Origin of the sequence: Pseudoalteromonas sp. UBA6610 (assembly GCF_002433295.1) — a bacterium.
In the GTDB taxonomy this organism is placed as follows: Bacteria; Pseudomonadota; Gammaproteobacteria; order Enterobacterales; family Alteromonadaceae; genus Pseudoalteromonas; species Pseudoalteromonas atlantica.
The window spans coordinates 50,371-64,825 of sequence record NZ_DJHW01000133.1; the positions used below are offsets into that span (position 1 = coordinate 50,371).

The 14,455-nt window shown below is 39.1% G+C and carries 15 protein-coding genes; 9 read left to right on the plus strand and 6 right to left on the minus strand.

The genetic code is table 11. The features are described from left to right. Nucleotides 1-3: 3 nt before the first annotated feature. From B4F91_RS17410 to ahpF, 5 genes are all read left to right on the plus strand, one after another. On the plus strand, nucleotides 4-204 hold the full coding sequence (locus tag B4F91_RS17410; RefSeq protein WP_096042847.1) for a hypothetical protein: 201 nt from the start codon (nucleotides 4-6) through the stop codon (nucleotides 202-204). Nucleotides 205-214: 10 nt separating this feature from the next. Next, nucleotides 215-1,360, plus strand: a complete 1,146-nt coding sequence (locus tag B4F91_RS17415; protein WP_096042848.1) for an aromatic ring-hydroxylating oxygenase subunit alpha — start codon at nucleotides 215-217, stop codon at nucleotides 1,358-1,360. A gap of 136 nt (nucleotides 1,361-1,496) precedes the next feature. Then, complete coding sequence (locus B4F91_RS17420) at nucleotides 1,497-2,537, plus strand: flavin reductase family protein (RefSeq protein WP_286937346.1); 1,041 nt, start codon at nucleotides 1,497-1,499, stop codon at nucleotides 2,535-2,537. Nucleotides 2,538-2,705: 168 nt separating this feature from the next. Continuing rightward, on the plus strand, nucleotides 2,706-3,275 hold the full coding sequence (ahpC, locus tag B4F91_RS17425; RefSeq protein WP_004587118.1) for an alkyl hydroperoxide reductase subunit C: 570 nt from the start codon (nucleotides 2,706-2,708) through the stop codon (nucleotides 3,273-3,275). Between the two features lie 156 nt (nucleotides 3,276-3,431). After that, the gene (gene ahpF / locus B4F91_RS17430) at nucleotides 3,432-5,015 is read left to right on the plus strand and encodes an alkyl hydroperoxide reductase subunit F (RefSeq protein ID WP_096042850.1); all 1,584 of its coding nucleotides are present in this window, start codon (nucleotides 3,432-3,434) and stop codon (nucleotides 5,013-5,015) included. 104 nt (nucleotides 5,016-5,119) lie between these two features. Here the strand turns inward: ahpF and B4F91_RS17435 are convergent, their stop codons facing one another. The 4 genes from B4F91_RS17435 to B4F91_RS17450 all read right to left on the minus strand — a co-directional run bounded on the left by B4F91_RS17435 (nucleotide 5,120) and on the right by B4F91_RS17450 (nucleotide 8,316). Then, nucleotides 5,120-5,575, minus strand: a complete 456-nt coding sequence (locus B4F91_RS17435) for a PH domain-containing protein (protein WP_157743019.1) — start codon at nucleotides 5,573-5,575, stop codon at nucleotides 5,120-5,122. A 43-nt stretch (nucleotides 5,576-5,618) separates the two neighbouring features. Further along, nucleotides 5,619-5,870: a hypothetical protein gene (locus tag B4F91_RS17440; protein ID WP_096042852.1), complete on the minus strand. Its 252-nt coding sequence runs from the start codon at nucleotides 5,868-5,870 to the stop codon at nucleotides 5,619-5,621. A gap of 16 nt (nucleotides 5,871-5,886) precedes the next feature. Continuing rightward, nucleotides 5,887-7,914, minus strand: a complete 2,028-nt coding sequence (locus tag B4F91_RS17445; RefSeq protein ID WP_286937348.1) for a hybrid sensor histidine kinase/response regulator — start codon at nucleotides 7,912-7,914, stop codon at nucleotides 5,887-5,889. Between the two features lie 180 nt (nucleotides 7,915-8,094). Next, a complete protein-coding gene (locus B4F91_RS17450; RefSeq protein ID WP_024032720.1) occupies nucleotides 8,095-8,316 on the minus strand; it encodes a hypothetical protein in 222 nt (73 codons plus the stop codon). 448 nt (nucleotides 8,317-8,764) lie between these two features. On the opposite strand from B4F91_RS17450, the gene B4F91_RS17455 reads away from it, so the two are divergent. Genes B4F91_RS17455 through B4F91_RS17465 form a run of 3 tightly spaced genes read left to right on the plus strand, consistent with a single transcriptional unit; the run spans nucleotide 8,765 to nucleotide 10,877 of the window. Further along, entirely contained in the window at nucleotides 8,765-9,052 is a 288-nt protein-coding gene (locus B4F91_RS17455) for a hypothetical protein (RefSeq protein WP_273587011.1), read from the plus strand. Continuing rightward, nucleotides 9,049-10,644: a PepSY-associated TM helix domain-containing protein gene (locus B4F91_RS17460; RefSeq protein ID WP_286937350.1), complete on the plus strand. Its 1,596-nt coding sequence runs from the start codon at nucleotides 9,049-9,051 to the stop codon at nucleotides 10,642-10,644. Before B4F91_RS17455 ends, B4F91_RS17460 begins: the two co-directional genes overlap by 4 nt. After that, nucleotides 10,641-10,877: a hypothetical protein gene (locus B4F91_RS17465; protein ID WP_286937352.1), complete on the plus strand. Its 237-nt coding sequence runs from the start codon at nucleotides 10,641-10,643 to the stop codon at nucleotides 10,875-10,877. Before B4F91_RS17460 ends, B4F91_RS17465 begins: the two co-directional genes overlap by 4 nt. Here the strand turns inward: B4F91_RS17465 and B4F91_RS17470 are convergent. Beyond that, nucleotides 10,874-11,710, minus strand: a complete 837-nt coding sequence (locus tag B4F91_RS17470) for a patatin-like phospholipase family protein (protein ID WP_286937354.1) — start codon at nucleotides 11,708-11,710, stop codon at nucleotides 10,874-10,876. The genes B4F91_RS17465 and B4F91_RS17470 overlap by 4 nt on opposite strands. Before the next feature lie 355 nt (nucleotides 11,711-12,065). On the opposite strand from B4F91_RS17470, the gene B4F91_RS17475 reads away from it, so the two are divergent. After that, a complete protein-coding gene (locus B4F91_RS17475) occupies nucleotides 12,066-12,938 on the plus strand; it encodes an SMP-30/gluconolactonase/LRE family protein (protein ID WP_286937355.1) in 873 nt (290 codons plus the stop codon). Nucleotides 12,939-12,947: 9 nt separating this feature from the next. Here the strand turns inward: B4F91_RS17475 and B4F91_RS17480 are convergent, their stop codons facing one another. Then, nucleotides 12,948-14,390 (minus strand): sensor domain-containing diguanylate cyclase, encoded by a 1,443-nt coding sequence (locus B4F91_RS17480; protein WP_286937356.1) that lies wholly within the window; start codon nucleotides 14,388-14,390, stop codon nucleotides 12,948-12,950. Nucleotides 14,391-14,455 lie beyond the last annotated feature (65 nt).

Genomic DNA, 14,455 nt, shown 5'->3' on the forward strand with positions numbered 1-14,455 from the left:
ATTATGCAATGGTTTATGCAGTTACCTATAAGTTATTGGATTGGTTTTGGCTTACTTATCTGGTTTTTTATTGACCTAGCGCGTTCTAAGTCGACGTTGTGGCAAACTTATGAGCGTAAAAACGAACCCACAATGTATTGGCTAACTATGACCATTTGGCTTGCTTTAGCTATTACTTGTTTTATTTACCCTGCTTGGGTTTAAGGAAAGCGTTATGAAAAACGATGGTTTACCCGTCAATGCTTACACAGATAAAAAATGGTTTGATTTAGAAATGAAACATATTTTTTCAAAAGTGTGGGGCTTTGCTGCGCTTAAAGAAGATATTGCTGCTCCAGGTGATTTTACTACCAAGCAAATAGGTCTCAATAATTACATTATTATTATGGGGCGGGATCGCCGTCTTAGGGCTTTTCATAATATGTGTAGGCATAAAGGTACACGCTTATTGCAAGCGCAAGGTAACCTCAAAAAGTCCATCACGTGTCCGTATCATGATTGGACATACGATCTTGAAGGAAGCTTAATTGGTATTCCACACCAAGAAAAAGAATTTTCTGATTTAGATAAATCATGTTTGGGTTTAAAGGCAGCCTCAGTAGATATATGGCGAGGGATGATATGGCTACACCCAGATGAAAGTGCGCAGTCAATATCTCAGTGGTTTAGCTCGATAGAAGATCATTTAGGCCCACATCAAGTTGAAGATTTAGTAGAGCTTAAAGAACAATCTGTGTCGGAAACAATTAACGCTAATTGGAAGATTGTAGTTGAGAACTACATTGATCATTATCACTTAGCTCAATTACATAGCGGCACGCTAAATATGTACGATCATAGTAAGGCTGAGTTTGGCTTTAAGGGCAAACATTTTGCTTTTTGGGAGCCATTAGAAAAGTCATATGCAGCTGATTTAGAAAAATACACTGAGCTGCCTTTAATTAAACCTATGCCTAAAGAGATGCTGGGCGTATTTGTTCCTATGTTGTTTCCGGGGGTTGGGCTAAGTGAAAGCGAATCATCTTGGTCTGTATTTCATATTATTCCCATTAGTGTTAACGAGACACGCGTTGAAATACGCATTAAATCAATGCCAACAAGTGGGTTGAGTTATTGGTTGAAAGGAAGCAATTCACAAAAGTATTGGCAAAAGCGTATACGTCCTAAATACAATGATTTTGATAATCAACACCCACTGGGCTCTGCTGATTTTATGAAAGAAGATATTTATGTGTGTGAACAACAACAAAAATCTTTTGAAAGCCCTAATTTTGAATTAGGTCCAAGTGCTGAGTTTGGCGAATTACCTATAAGAGAGCATCAGCGAGTCGTTATGAGTTATTTAAACCTCTATTTATAAGTAAATTAGGCTAAGTACGTATTGCTTTAATATGCTTTAACCTAGCTAAGCAGTAAATAGCAGGTTAAAGCAATTTTTTACACTCGATATAAAATACTAAAAGGTTTGCCTCTTTAGCGGTGGCCCTAGGATCTATATGCAATTTTATAAATTAAGTATTAGTGAGGTTATCAAAGAAACAAATGATACAACCTCAATCATATTTACATTACCGAGCTCACGTGAGACTAAGTTTTCTTGGGATTCAGGTCAGCATGTTATGATACGAGTTAACTATGAGGGTGAATATTTAACCCGCTGTTACTCAATATCTTCATGGAAGTCACTAAAAATTACCGTAAAGCGGATTGATAAAGGAAGAGTTTCTCACCTTGTTAATAATAGCTTTAAAGTGGGTGATTTGGTTGAGGTGAGCACGCCAATAGGCAAGCCGCTAATTAATGATAGTAATATCCATACCAGAAAAACATTATATTTATTTGCCGCAGGTTCAGGGATCACAGCCCTTTTTAGCATGATAGAAAATATATTAGTCGCGCAGCCTTATAGCCGAGTGAATTTATTTTATCGGTGCAGAAATGAAAAACATGCCATTTTTTTAAAGCAAGCCAAGCTACTTGAAAAACTGTACTCCAATCGCTTTAATTTTATTTTGAGTTACAGCCAGCCTAGGCTATTTGATGCTGTTAGTTGGCACAAAGGAGCTATTAGCCAAAACGATATAGCTGACTACTTTACTAAATATGCACCTAGTGCTCAGCGCTGCGAGTATCATGTATGTGGGCCTACCTCATTTCTAAACCTTGTTTCGCAACATTTAACCGATTTAGATGTACCAGAAATACTCTTGCATAAGCAGTCTTTTGAGGGCAATGAAGTTAAAGCAGATAATATACAACAGGCTAAACTTAACGTAATTCATCCTCAGGGAACTAATACAATAGAAGTAAATAAAGGAGAGAGCTTGCTAAGTGCTATGAAGCAACAGGGTATTGCTCCTGCATATTCATGTGAGTCTGGTTTGTGTGGACAGTGTCAATGCTTGCTGCTGGATGGCGATATCACTATGAAAAATAACTACTACTTAAATGAACCACAAGAGAAAGCAGGCCTGATTTTATCATGCCAGTCTTATCCGTTGTCATCCTATGTACGTATTAGCCATGAAGGTAATTAATAGAGGCTAAAACTCACCGATCATTAAAATCGATTGTTTTAATCTAAACAATCAATTTTATTTAGTTTATCAATGGGCTTATTGTATTAATCAAGCCAACGCGAAAGGCCACACATTTTGGCTGCGTTGAGTAACTTTAAAACACTTTAAATATAAATGAGGAATACTATGAGCACTTCATTGATCAACACAAAAATTCAACCTTTTAACGCAACTGCATACCACAATGGTGACTTTGTAGAAGTGTCTGAAAAAGACGTACTAGGTAAGTGGTCAATCTTCTTCTTTTACCCTGCAGATTTCACGTTTGTATGTCCTACTGAGCTTGGCGATGTTGCTGATTACTACGAGCAGCTACAAGAAATGGGTGTAGAAGTTTACTCAGTATCAACTGATACTCACTTCACGCATAAAGCATGGCATGACACGTCAGACACTATTGGTAAAATTAAATTTCCAATGATTGGCGACCCAACTGGCCGTATTACTCGCAGCTTTGGCGTTATGATTGAAGATGACGGCCTTGCACTTCGCGGTACTTTTGTAATGAACCCAGAGGGCGAAATTAAAGTAATCGAAACTCACGATTTAGGTATTGGCCGTAGCGCTAAAGAGTTAGTACGTAAAGTACAAGCTGCTCAATACATTGCAACTCACGACGGTGAAGTTTGCCCTGCATCTTGGCAGCCAGGTGAAGACACACTTGCTCCTTCACTAGACCTAGTTGGTAAAATCTAAGTACAGGTTTACCCACTTTTATGAGGGCAGGTAACTGCCCTTAAACCAACATCATTTCGTTTGTTGGTGCCTCCTATCTCAACTCGGACTCATTAGCACATGCATTAGTTGGCATGGGAGGCTTGCTGTTTAAATTTTCCTAAAAAGGGTTAAGCCATGTTAGATAACAACATTAAAAATCAATTAAAAAGCCATTTTGAATCGCTTACTCAACCTGTTGAGCTGCTTATTGCCTTGGATGACAGCAAAAAATCAGCAGAAGTAGAAAGCTTAGCAAACGACTTAGCATCATTAAGCGACAAATTTACGGTAGTGAGCAACCCTGATACCAGCGCACGTCGCCCGTCTATGGTTGTACATTCACCGGTTAAAAATACCCACATTACGTTTGCAGGCGTACCTATGGGTCACGAATTTACAAGTTTAGTGTTAGCGCTTTTACACACTGGCGGACACGCAAGTAAAGCAAAAAGCGAAGACATTGAACAAATAGAATCACTCAATCAAGAACTTAATTTTGAAGTATACATAAGCTTAAGTTGCCAAACATGCCCGCAAGTAGTGCAGGCGCTAAATACAATGGCAGCAACAAACAGCAAAATTAAAGCAACAATGATTGACGGCGCACTCTTTCAAGACGAAGTAGAAGAGCGCAATATTTTAGCAGTACCAGCTGTGTACTTAAATGGCGAACCATTTAGCCAAGGTGCATTAAGCCTGACCGACATTTTAAATAAAGTAGACACTAAAGGCGCTGCTAAGCAAGCTGCAGCACTAAGCGAAAAAGACGAGTTTGATGTATTAGTAGTCGGTGGCGGACCTGCGGGTGCCTCAGCCGCTATTTACTCTGCTCGTAAAGGGTTAAACACCGGTATAGTTGCCGATAGATTTGGTGGTCAAGTTGCCGATACGTTGGCTATTGAAAACTTTATTTCGGTAAAAGCCACTGAAGGTCCAAAGCTTGTTGCTCAGCTTGAAGAGCATGTTAAAGAATACGATGTAGATGTAATGCATAACCAACGCGCAGCAGGGCTTGGTCGCGGTAGTAATGGTTATGAAATTACCCTTGAAAACGGGGCTACTTTAAAAGCTAAATCGCTTGTTTTAGCAACCGGTGCACGCTGGCGTGAAATGAACGTACCTGGTGAGCAAGAATATCGCGGCCATGGCGTAGCTTACTGCCCACACTGTGATGGTCCGCTATTTAAGGGTAAGCCTGTTGCCGTTATTGGTGGTGGTAACTCGGGTATAGAGGCGGCTATCGACTTAGCTAACATTGTAGAGCATGTAACTGTGCTTGAGTTTGCTGACACGCTTCGCGCTGACGAAGTACTTATTCGCAAAGCAAATAGCTTAAGCAACATCACTATTATTAAAAATGCGCAAACCACTGAAGTAGTAGGCGATGGTAAAAAAGTAACCGGACTTAATTACACTGACCGTGTAACAGGCGAGGAAAAATCATTAGCACTTGCAGGTATTTTTGTACAAATAGGTTTGATCCCTAATACCGAATGGTTAAAAGAGAGCGACCTTACACTAAGCAAGTTTGGCGAGATAGAAATTGACGCTAAAGGCGCAACCTCATTACCGGGCGTTTACGGTGCGGGTGACGCGACAAATACGCCATTTAAGCAAATCATTATTGCAATGGGTAGTGGTGCAACAGCAAGCTTAGGGGCGTTTGATTACTTAATTCGCCATAGCGAGCAAAGCGACCAAGACCAAAATGCAGCTTAATAGGCAAATCGTCTCTTGATGTAACAGCAATAGGTACACCCAAAAGCTGTTTGTTAACCCAAGCCGCCCTCTCCAAAGGCGGCTTTTTTAACGACTTTGAGAACTTAGTTAGGTATTCGTTCTTCAAGCCAAACTCTAAGGCTTTTAGGATCTTTGATGAAAGGTATCCTAACCCAGCTTCCATAAGCATATAAGTGGATTGTAGAGTAACCAAAAATACGGCCTAAAAATGTTGTTACTTGTTCAACATTTTCGACACTTTTGAAGCCTAGCTTGTCTTCTCTTCTTGTTAGTATTCCACTAAATACGGTTATCGAGTTATCTTTTGCAATAACTTTTATGAAAACTGCTTCCAGAATTTTATGAGAATCTTTTAAGACATAAATTGCAGGTAAGACGACTAAGCTTAGTAGAACATCATTTTTGAACTGCTCACCTATTAATTCTTGCCCTATGAATGAGAAAATTAGATAGACTAATCCTAGGCCAAGGATTCGCGTACAAATTTCTCCAAATGCTTCAAGAGAACGCCAGAATTTAGCAATTTTAATTGTTGGCAAAATACCTCCGTTCTACAAAGCTTTAATAGGCCGCTTTAAATTATTAATCACAGCCGCCAGAATCCCCACCGCAATCATTATTAGAGTGTGAGTTATTACTAGCATAAATTGAAGAGTCAGTGCTTGTATAAGTTGAACGGCCTTGTGATGCCTTACCACTGATAAACGTAACTAATAGCAATACGCTTGATACAATAACAACGATTATTGATGAACCCCATTGCCCTGTAGAAATGCCTTTAAATATGGCTAACAACAGTACAGTAAAAAGTAATGTTCTTATTATATTTTTCATTTTATATCCTTACTAGTTAAAGCGAATTTACTTTAGCTGTATGTTCTAAGGCATTAGAGAGCGCTTTTTCGATATGCGGAAACTTAAATGGCTTAGAGACAAACATATCCATGCCTGCTTGCTGGCAAGCTAGTTTATCTTGCGACGATGTATTAGCAGTTAGCGCTACAATGTAGGTGCTTTCGCTAGGGCAAATACGTTGCGCTCTCAGCGTTTTAGTGGCTTCAAAACCATCCAGGATTGGCATAATGCAATCCATAAAAATAAGGTCGTAATGCTTTTGCTTACACTTAAAAATAGCGTCTTGGCCATCAATGGCGCAGTCGGCTTTTACGTTTAACTTATCAAGAGAGGCATCAAGCACACGGCGGTTTATATCGTTGTCATCAACAATAAGTACACTGAGCGAATGGCTGTTTAACTCAATTTTTGATTTAATATCGTCTATTACTTGCTCTTTACCAAGCTCTAGCGGAATATTAATGCTAAACGTTGAGCCTTTTTGTAGCTCACTCGTCACCTTTATTGTGCCGCCCATGTATTCTACAAGCTCTTTTATAATTGCTAGGCCAAGCCCTGTGCCCCCTTTATTATTTTTAGCGTCAACCTCTTGTGTAAACGGCGAAAATAAAGACTCTAAAAAAGCGGGGGTCATTCCGCGACCAGTGTCAGAAACAGTGATACCAAGAGATAACGCATCGTTATTATTTATGAGCTGTGTTTTAAGTTTTACATGGCCTTGCTCGGTAAATTTTAATGCGTTACTTAATAAGTTAGAGGTTATTTGGCTCAGGCGTGTACTGTCGCAAAAGGCCCAGCAGCTATCATCAATTGTATTTTCTATGATTAATTCAACATGGGTTTCTTTAAATAACGGGGTATATAAAGAGGCTAAGTCACTAAATATGGTTTTAAGTAGTACATCGGTTGGCTCTAGTTTTAATTCACCATGATTAATTTTAGAAAAATCGAGTACTTCGTTGATAATGTTAAGTAAAATATCAGCGCTGCGTAGCGCTATTTTTATTTTTTCGTCTCGTTTTTCAGTGTCTTTTTCATCTATTAAGGTGGTGAGCATGCCAGTTATGCCATTTAGGGGGGTGCGTAACTCGTGGCTAATTTTAGCAAATAGCATACTTCTATCTTCTAACATATGCTCTGCTTCGGCTTTTTTCTTTTTTAGCGCTTCTCTAAGCAAGATTGATTCGGTAATGTCTTGAAATGTACCAAATAGCCTTATGCAATTACCTTCGTGAAACTCGGCTTCTCCAAAAGTCGAAATCCAAATTTCTTGGTTTTGTGCAGTAATAACCTCAAGCTCTAAATCCCATTTTTCACCTTTGTTTATGGCGTTTTCTACCGCTTTATTTATGGCTTCTCTGCTGGAACCCTCTTTGTAAAATTCAATCGCGTTATCAACTATTGGCTGGTAGTCATCGGCTACCTGATGAATGCGTTTAGTTTGCTTACTCCAATAAACTTTGTTCTCGATTAAATCGACCTCCCAAGTGCCGATATTCGCGATGTTTTCGAGCTTTGACAGGGTGTAGCTATTTTTTAAAAGTTGCTCTTTAGTGTCTATTTTTGCAAATTCAGATCCTAACCACTGAGCAAATAGCTCAATGTAATCGTAGGCTTCGTCGCTAAATGCAGGTGACTCGTTAGGCGATGAAAAGTTAACAGTGCCAAAGGTTTTATCGGCTACTTTTATAGGTGCGCCAATGTAGGACTCAAGTTGAAAATTTATGTAACAAGGGTGAGTTGCAATCGTACTTTGTGAGGCTTTATGAAACGAAAGCGCCGAGCCCGCTGATAAAGTATGGACGCAATAGGTGCCATCTAGCTCAAATTGTGTACCGGGTAATAAGGCGTTATCGGGTGTTAGAGCATGTAATACTGTGTACGTATTAGCATCAATTTTACTAATTATTGCTACATCAAGGCTGAACACTTCTAGGCCAAACGCGAGTAGGTTTTTAATTTTAGAATTAAAATCCAGAGTTTGGTCTGAGACTATATCGTGAAAACGCCTTAAAAAGTTCACCGCAATTACCTTAATTGTATTTTATATCGTTATGCGTATCGGTAGATAGGCACATTTATTTATATGTTTTTAACAGTTTATACCAACAGGCGTAAACCGTTGAGCAATATATTGAGTAATGGGTGTTAGGCTATCAACACGCGAACTTAATTGTTTTGCTCAATTAGCAAACTTTTCCCATTAATAGGTAGAATTAGGCGTGTATTCTGGGTTTATGTCGCCGCCTACTTCTTCTGGGTCTACATCGTTTATAAGCAACACTTCGCGCACGGCTTCAATATGATCAAGCACCGTTTGATAGCGCTCGCCATATTCGTACTTTGTTACTTCAATTGCTTGCGGCATGTAAGTAAATGCAATTTTTAGTGCGTGTAACGCGTCTGGATTGATTTTATCGCTCATAAATTTCTCTCATTTTATCAATGTATAGTGATTTGTTTAACAGCTGCTAAAAGAGCCTGCCTAGGGACAATTAGCTTTTTGCATATGCCTTAACAAAATAACAATAATTATAGAGTTTGTTGACTGTTAAAGTTAAAAATTTGCCTGTTTAGTCGTTATTTTAATGGGCTAAGCAGTTAAGCACTGATCAGTATGATAACGCAGTTGTTTTTGGGATTATTTAAAAACAGTTTCAGCCCATCATATTTACCTACCTAAATACCAAGTATGCTCAAAAAATGTAATTTTATAAATAAACAGGCATTGATTGTGCGAATAAAAAGGAGCTTGTTAGCTTATTAAGTAACGATAATATGTTGCATAAATTTACAAATGCGCAATATAATGCAAATAGTTGTTATTTGCATGTGCAGATGTGCGCGCCTGCTATTTATTAAATGAGCTAAAAATGAATAATAAAAAAACCTTTAGCGCTACAAAGCGTCGCCATTTAATGGCGTGCGTATTGGCATTGGTAACCGCTACGGTGATGATCACCGGGATGACTACCTACTTGCCATTACAAATGAGTGAACAAATTTTACTGCCTATTTTACTGTTTCCAATTATTTGGGTTGGGCTTTTTATATATGCCTACATTAGCGAAAAAGCATGGCAGCCATTTTTAGTCATGATCACTTTGTGTTTAGTGCATGGAATTTTAAGTTATTTTGCATTAATGCAGGGGCAAGGATGAAATCAATTACTTTAAAAAAGCTATTTTTATTACATAGTTGGGTGGGCGTAGTAACCGCCGTTTTATTGTTTGTTGTGGCATTTACCGGCGCGTTAGCAGTACTTGCCAGGCCTGAGCTAAAAATTTGGGCCAACCAATCACTGCAGCAAACTCAACATATTCCTAATAGCGAAATAAGCACATTAGTTAATACATACCACGCTCAAGTGCCCAAAGAGTTTGGTGAAAACATTCATGTGTTTATGCCAACAGGGCATAATTTTCACTTACTGGCTTTAGTATTTGAATCGCACCATGGTGATGAAAATTACCAGCAAGAAGTACTTCGGGCATTTGAATTTGACCCAGCAAGCTTAGCGTTGGTAAATACCTACTATGGCCCCAGTAAGCAATATTATGCCAATAGAAAAACAGATGCAGCCAGCTACATTGGTGAGTTTCACGCTGACTTACATTTAGGGCGACCTATAGGGCTTATTTTAACTGGGTTTTTAGGTTTAACATTATTAGTAAGTACGGTAACTGGCTTATTTATACATCGTAAATTAATTAAAGAGCTGTTCACCTTTAGGTGGCACAAAGGCTTAGATGTAACCATAAGTGACGGCCACAAAGTAATGGGTATTTGGGGCAGTATTTTTAATATTGTAATTGGCTTTAGTGGCGCATTTTTAGGGCTCGCAACCGTAATCTTACTACCTGCAGCAGCTTTTGTTAGCTTTGGAGGCGACCAAGATAAGTTGATAGAAACTTTTACAGCTATTCCTGAGCCAATAATTAGTTATGTAAATCACCCAACTAACATAACCGCTATTTTAAGTGATGCGCAGCAACGCTACCCACATGCAGTTATTTTAGATGCCACGGTAATGGCGCATAACGATGCTAACGCACAAGTGTATTTACGCCTTTTAGGAGGCGAAGCCGTGGCTTCTCAGTTATTGCATTACAATGGGCAAGGGGAGTACATCACTTCAATGAGTAGTTTTGGCGATATTGCAGGGGTATCAATTAAAATTATTGAAATACTCTTCCCACTCCATTTTGGTAATTTTGCAGGTTTATTTGTGAAGTTACTTTGGGTAATGCTTGGCTTAGCATGTGCCTTAATGCCACTTTCTGGCATGATGATGTGGTTAGCAAAGCGTACCAGAGGCAGCACACCAACGCTTAGCGCTGACGCGTATGCAAGGTGGAACCGCTTTATTATAGGCAGTTGCGGTGGTTTAGTGATTGCTTGTTGTGTGTTATTCCCTATGCAAGTACTTTTAAACTATGCCGTGGCTGGCGCTGAGCACAATGCTTACTTTGGGCCGGTATTTTTTTACGTGTGGTTAGTATGGCTAGTAATTGCAGCATTTTGGCAAAGCTATAAAAACTACTTCAGAGCAACCTTGTTGCTTTGCGCCTTATTCTTAATAAGTGTTTTACCATTTAATAGTGTATTGGGCGTTAATAATGTTATTAACGCAAACAGTACCTTAGTGGCATTTACAGATATTAGCTTTTTAATTGTTGGACTGGCGTTTTTATGGGGATACTTAAAAACAAAACCTGATGCCATAGCACTTGCAGAGGTAAAAGCAGCATGAACACTGTTATGATAGTTATTGCACTAGCGTGTTTACTGGCCGCTTTATTATTAATGAGAAGTAAGCACTACAAAGTAGCCTATAAATGGCTGTATTGTAGTGCTTTAATAGCTATTGCCTTAGCGTTTTTTATACATGTTTACGCTGTGCTAGCGGGCATTGTATGCACCATTGCAGCGTTTACTGTAATGGGCATACTGGTTGCGCTATCTAAAGGGAAACAACACACTTAGCTTAAAAAGGCTCTGGCTGTATCAATTCCCATTTTGTACCCATCGTTAAGGCGTTTAACATTTTTGGTTGTACGACCCACTCTAAATTGAGGCGGTGGAGCAATAATATTGATTTTGCAATCTTCAGGCGGGTTATTAATAAAATCTATGCTGCTGTTATAAACATGCGCTCTGTTAATCGTGCTTTTTACTAAAGCAGGGTAGTTTTTATAAAGTTTTTTAGTTAACCACTGCGATTTACTTGGCTTTTTTCTATAGCCAAGTGGCTGAGAAAGCACCACGGTTATTTCTTGAGCGCCCATTTCGTATGCTTTTATTACGGGAATAGAGTCTGCTACGCCGCCATCGGTCATCGCAATATCATTAATTATAGGGTAGTTACGATACGCAATTGGAATCGCGCACGATGCCTTAAGTTGCTCTACCATCGCATCACTACTTGCTTTAAGGTAATGGGGCTGCCCTGTGGTGATAGCTGTAGAGACGATATAAAATTCGTGAGCCGCCTTTGCAAAGGCTTCTGTATTGAGGGGGATTTCTTTAATGGTTGCTTGCCACAGCCAATCTAAATCAAATAAGTGGCCGCCTTTGATAAAGCGCGCTAAGTTAATAAATTCAGGCCGACACGAAAAGTCGGTAATAACATGGTAATTTCGTTTAGGTTGTTGGCATAAATAAGCGGCTATATTGGTAGCGCCAGCAGAAACCCCAAAGTAATTAGTAAAAGGTTGATAGCGCTGCGCTAAAAACTCATCCAGCACGCCGGCGGCAAAAATACCGCGCATTGCACCTCCCTCAACCACTAAAGAATGTTTATTGTTATTATTAATCATACTATTACCTCCCTGTTGATGATATTACCAACTAACCAGGTAAAGCGCGATAAAATGCTGAAATAATTATACCCATTTGCCACATTACTTTATTCACTTAAGGGATTAAACTTGGCGCTAACGGCGCTAAAAATTTTGATATAAACAGAGCAATAACGAAGCTTTTATCCTGTAATCAATGTGGTTTAGTATTTAAAACTAAATCACTTAATTAAGCTATTTGGTATTAGTGCACTGTTTGGCTTAGCAAAAAGCGTTTAGCTGCTAATGTGTTTTGTTTAATCGTAAGTGTTGGGGATTTCTGATAAAGTATTTATTAATACAAGGCTTTGTTAATATTAAAGAATCGTTATTTATGACTGACTCAAGTGTAACCGTATTTAGTAACGTGCAAAATAAGTTAGGTGAAGGCCCGCTTTGGCACCCTTTGCTTGAAACGCTATTTTGGGTAGATATAGAAAAAAACCTGCTGCTAAGTAAGTGTTTAACAAAGCCTGACTCACTAACACAAGTTGAAATGCAAGATACGGTTTCGGCTTTAGCGTGGCTTGATAAAGCACATCTTATTATTGGCACCAGTACGGGTATATATAAATACCATATAGCTTCTGGGGGGCGCCAAACGCTCACATTTTTAGAAAATACCCAGTCCACACGGCGCTCTAACGATGGTCGGGCAGACCCTTGGGGTGGTTTTTGGCTAAGCACTATGGATACAAACGCCCGCTCAGGCGAGGGTAAAATTTACCGTTTTTATCAAAATTCGCTTAATTGCGTGGTGCAAGGTTTAACCATTCCCAACGGGTTATGTTTTGATAAAGCGCGCTCACGTGCTTATTACTGCGACTCAAAAGCCAGCTGTATTTTTACTTTAAATGTAAACCCAGATAGCGGTGAGCCTATATTACCCGCCCAAGTTTTTTATCAATTTAAAAATACCCAAGTAGACCCAGATGGCTGTGTGATTGATGCCCTTGGCAACTTATGGCTTGCGGTATGGGATATGGGCTGCGTTATGTGTTTATCGCCAGATGGGGAGGTTTTAAACACACTGTCGCTTGCTGCAACAAAACCTACAAGCGTTGCGTTTGGTGGCAATAACGCACAGTGGCTATTTGTAACTTCTGCAGATGACAGTAATGTAAAAACTAACCAGTCATTACAAGGTAATGTATTTAAAATAACAGACATAAAAAACGGGCAGCTAGAGCCGCCCGTTACTTTATAATAGATTTAGTTATGTAAATTGGCACACCTTATTACGGCCTGTTTCTTTTGCGGTATAGAGTGCTTGATCGGCTTTGCTTATAAAGCACTGTGACGTGCTATTTTTATCAGGCGTGGCTGAATAAAAACCGATACTTAATGTTAAGTACTCACTTACGGTAGAATTATTGTGTTTTATGCCTGCCGCGTTAATTGCTTGTTGAATTAAGCGGGTAAATTGCTGGGAGTCTTGCTCATTAGTTGCCGGTAAAATGACGGCAAATTCTTCACCGCCATAGCGCGCGGCTAAATCGCCTTCGCGTCGGCATTGCGACTTAAGCGCAGCTGCCACCTTAACTAAGGCTTCATCGCCTTGTTGATGGCCGTAGCTGTCGTTGTAATTTTTAAAAAAATCAATATCGCACATAATTAAGCTAACGGGTTGCTTTGCACGTGCGCAACGTTTAATTTCGCTCTCTAGTGCTTTGTCAAAACAGCGTCTGTTTGCAATTGTGGTGAGGCTGTCGGTATTAACAAGGTGGTTAAGTTTTTGATTTGCGGTAATTAGCTGTTGTTGAATATGCTGAAGCTCTTGCTTGTAGTTTAAGTTTTTAAACGCATTAGCGATTATTTCACCTACTAGTTTTAACCTAATTAAGTCTAAGTCTGTCCACTCACGTTTTTGCTTTACACAATCACAACCAATAAAGCCTACTAGCTCCTTATCGTAGCGAAGGCCAATACACAGTACCGATTGAATACCTTCACGCTCAAGTTCTTGTTTTTCTTTAGCCGCTTTTGCTGGGAGGCTGGCAACATCATTTACTTTAAATAAGTGTGTGGTGCCCATTAAATTAGCAAAGTAGGGGAGTGAGTTTTTTGGTATGTGCTGTAGTTGATCTTTAAATGGCTGAATCCCTTGGTTAACCCACTCATGGGTGTTACGCATTGACTTACCATCGTCAGAAAATTTAAATAAGTAGCTCCTATCGGCATGGCATACAGTGCCAATGGCTTTAAGCGCAAACTCTATATGAGTATCAATATCGTCAATTTGAATATCTATTAAGTCGGTAGAAATTTTTGAAATAATTTTATCAAAGTTATATTGCGCATCTTCGTTGTGTTCAATTATCTCAAACGTAGCAATGTATAAGTGACTATTTAGCGAGGCAAGTTTGGCGTTTAGTAATAGGCCTTGCGTTTGTTTTTGTAAAAATACGTGGCAGTTAGTATTTATAACTAAGTATTTTTCAAACAATTGAGCAACAGTAAATTGTTTTTTACTTTCTGGACTACTTAACGTGAGGTGCTTAAAGTCTGCATCTTTTAATGTTGGCTGTGAGGGTAAATCAAATATACTCTGCGCTTGAGTGTTTGCTTTATAGGCTTGTGTTTTAGCATCATAAAGTACAACGGCAAACGGAATAAGCTTTATAGTACTCCACACATCTTCGATTGGTTTTAAGCCCACTCATTGCTCCCGTTGATTTTACATACAATTTAATTGTTCCTACTATGTTATTTAGTACAACTTTA

Bases quoted from the DNA above. Each gene is read 5' to 3' on its own strand.
- B4F91_RS17410 (WP_096042847.1), top strand. From the start codon at position 4: ATGCAATGGTTTATGCAGTTACCTATAAGTTATTGGATTGGTTTTGGC.
- B4F91_RS17415 (WP_096042848.1), top strand. From the start codon at position 215: ATGAAAAACGATGGTTTACCCGTCAATGCTTACACAGATAAAAAATGG.
- B4F91_RS17420 (WP_286937346.1), top strand. From the start codon at position 1,497: ATGCAATTTTATAAATTAAGTATTAGTGAGGTTATCAAAGAAACAAAT.
- ahpC (WP_004587118.1), top strand. From the start codon at position 2,706: ATGAGCACTTCATTGATCAACACAAAAATTCAACCTTTTAACGCAACT.
- ahpF (WP_096042850.1), top strand. From the start codon at position 3,432: ATGTTAGATAACAACATTAAAAATCAATTAAAAAGCCATTTTGAATCG.
- B4F91_RS17440 (WP_096042852.1), bottom strand. From the start codon at position 5,870: ATGAAAAATATAATAAGAACATTACTTTTTACTGTACTGTTGTTAGCC.
- B4F91_RS17450 (WP_024032720.1), bottom strand. From the start codon at position 8,316: ATGAGCGATAAAATCAATCCAGACGCGTTACACGCACTAAAAATTGCA.
- B4F91_RS17455 (WP_273587011.1), top strand. From the start codon at position 8,765: ATGAATAATAAAAAAACCTTTAGCGCTACAAAGCGTCGCCATTTAATG.
- B4F91_RS17460 (WP_286937350.1), top strand. From the start codon at position 9,049: ATGAAATCAATTACTTTAAAAAAGCTATTTTTATTACATAGTTGGGTG.
- B4F91_RS17465 (WP_286937352.1), top strand. From the start codon at position 10,641: ATGAACACTGTTATGATAGTTATTGCACTAGCGTGTTTACTGGCCGCT.
- B4F91_RS17470 (WP_286937354.1), bottom strand. From the start codon at position 11,710: ATGATTAATAATAACAATAAACATTCTTTAGTGGTTGAGGGAGGTGCA.
- B4F91_RS17475 (WP_286937355.1), top strand. From the start codon at position 12,066: ATGACTGACTCAAGTGTAACCGTATTTAGTAACGTGCAAAATAAGTTA.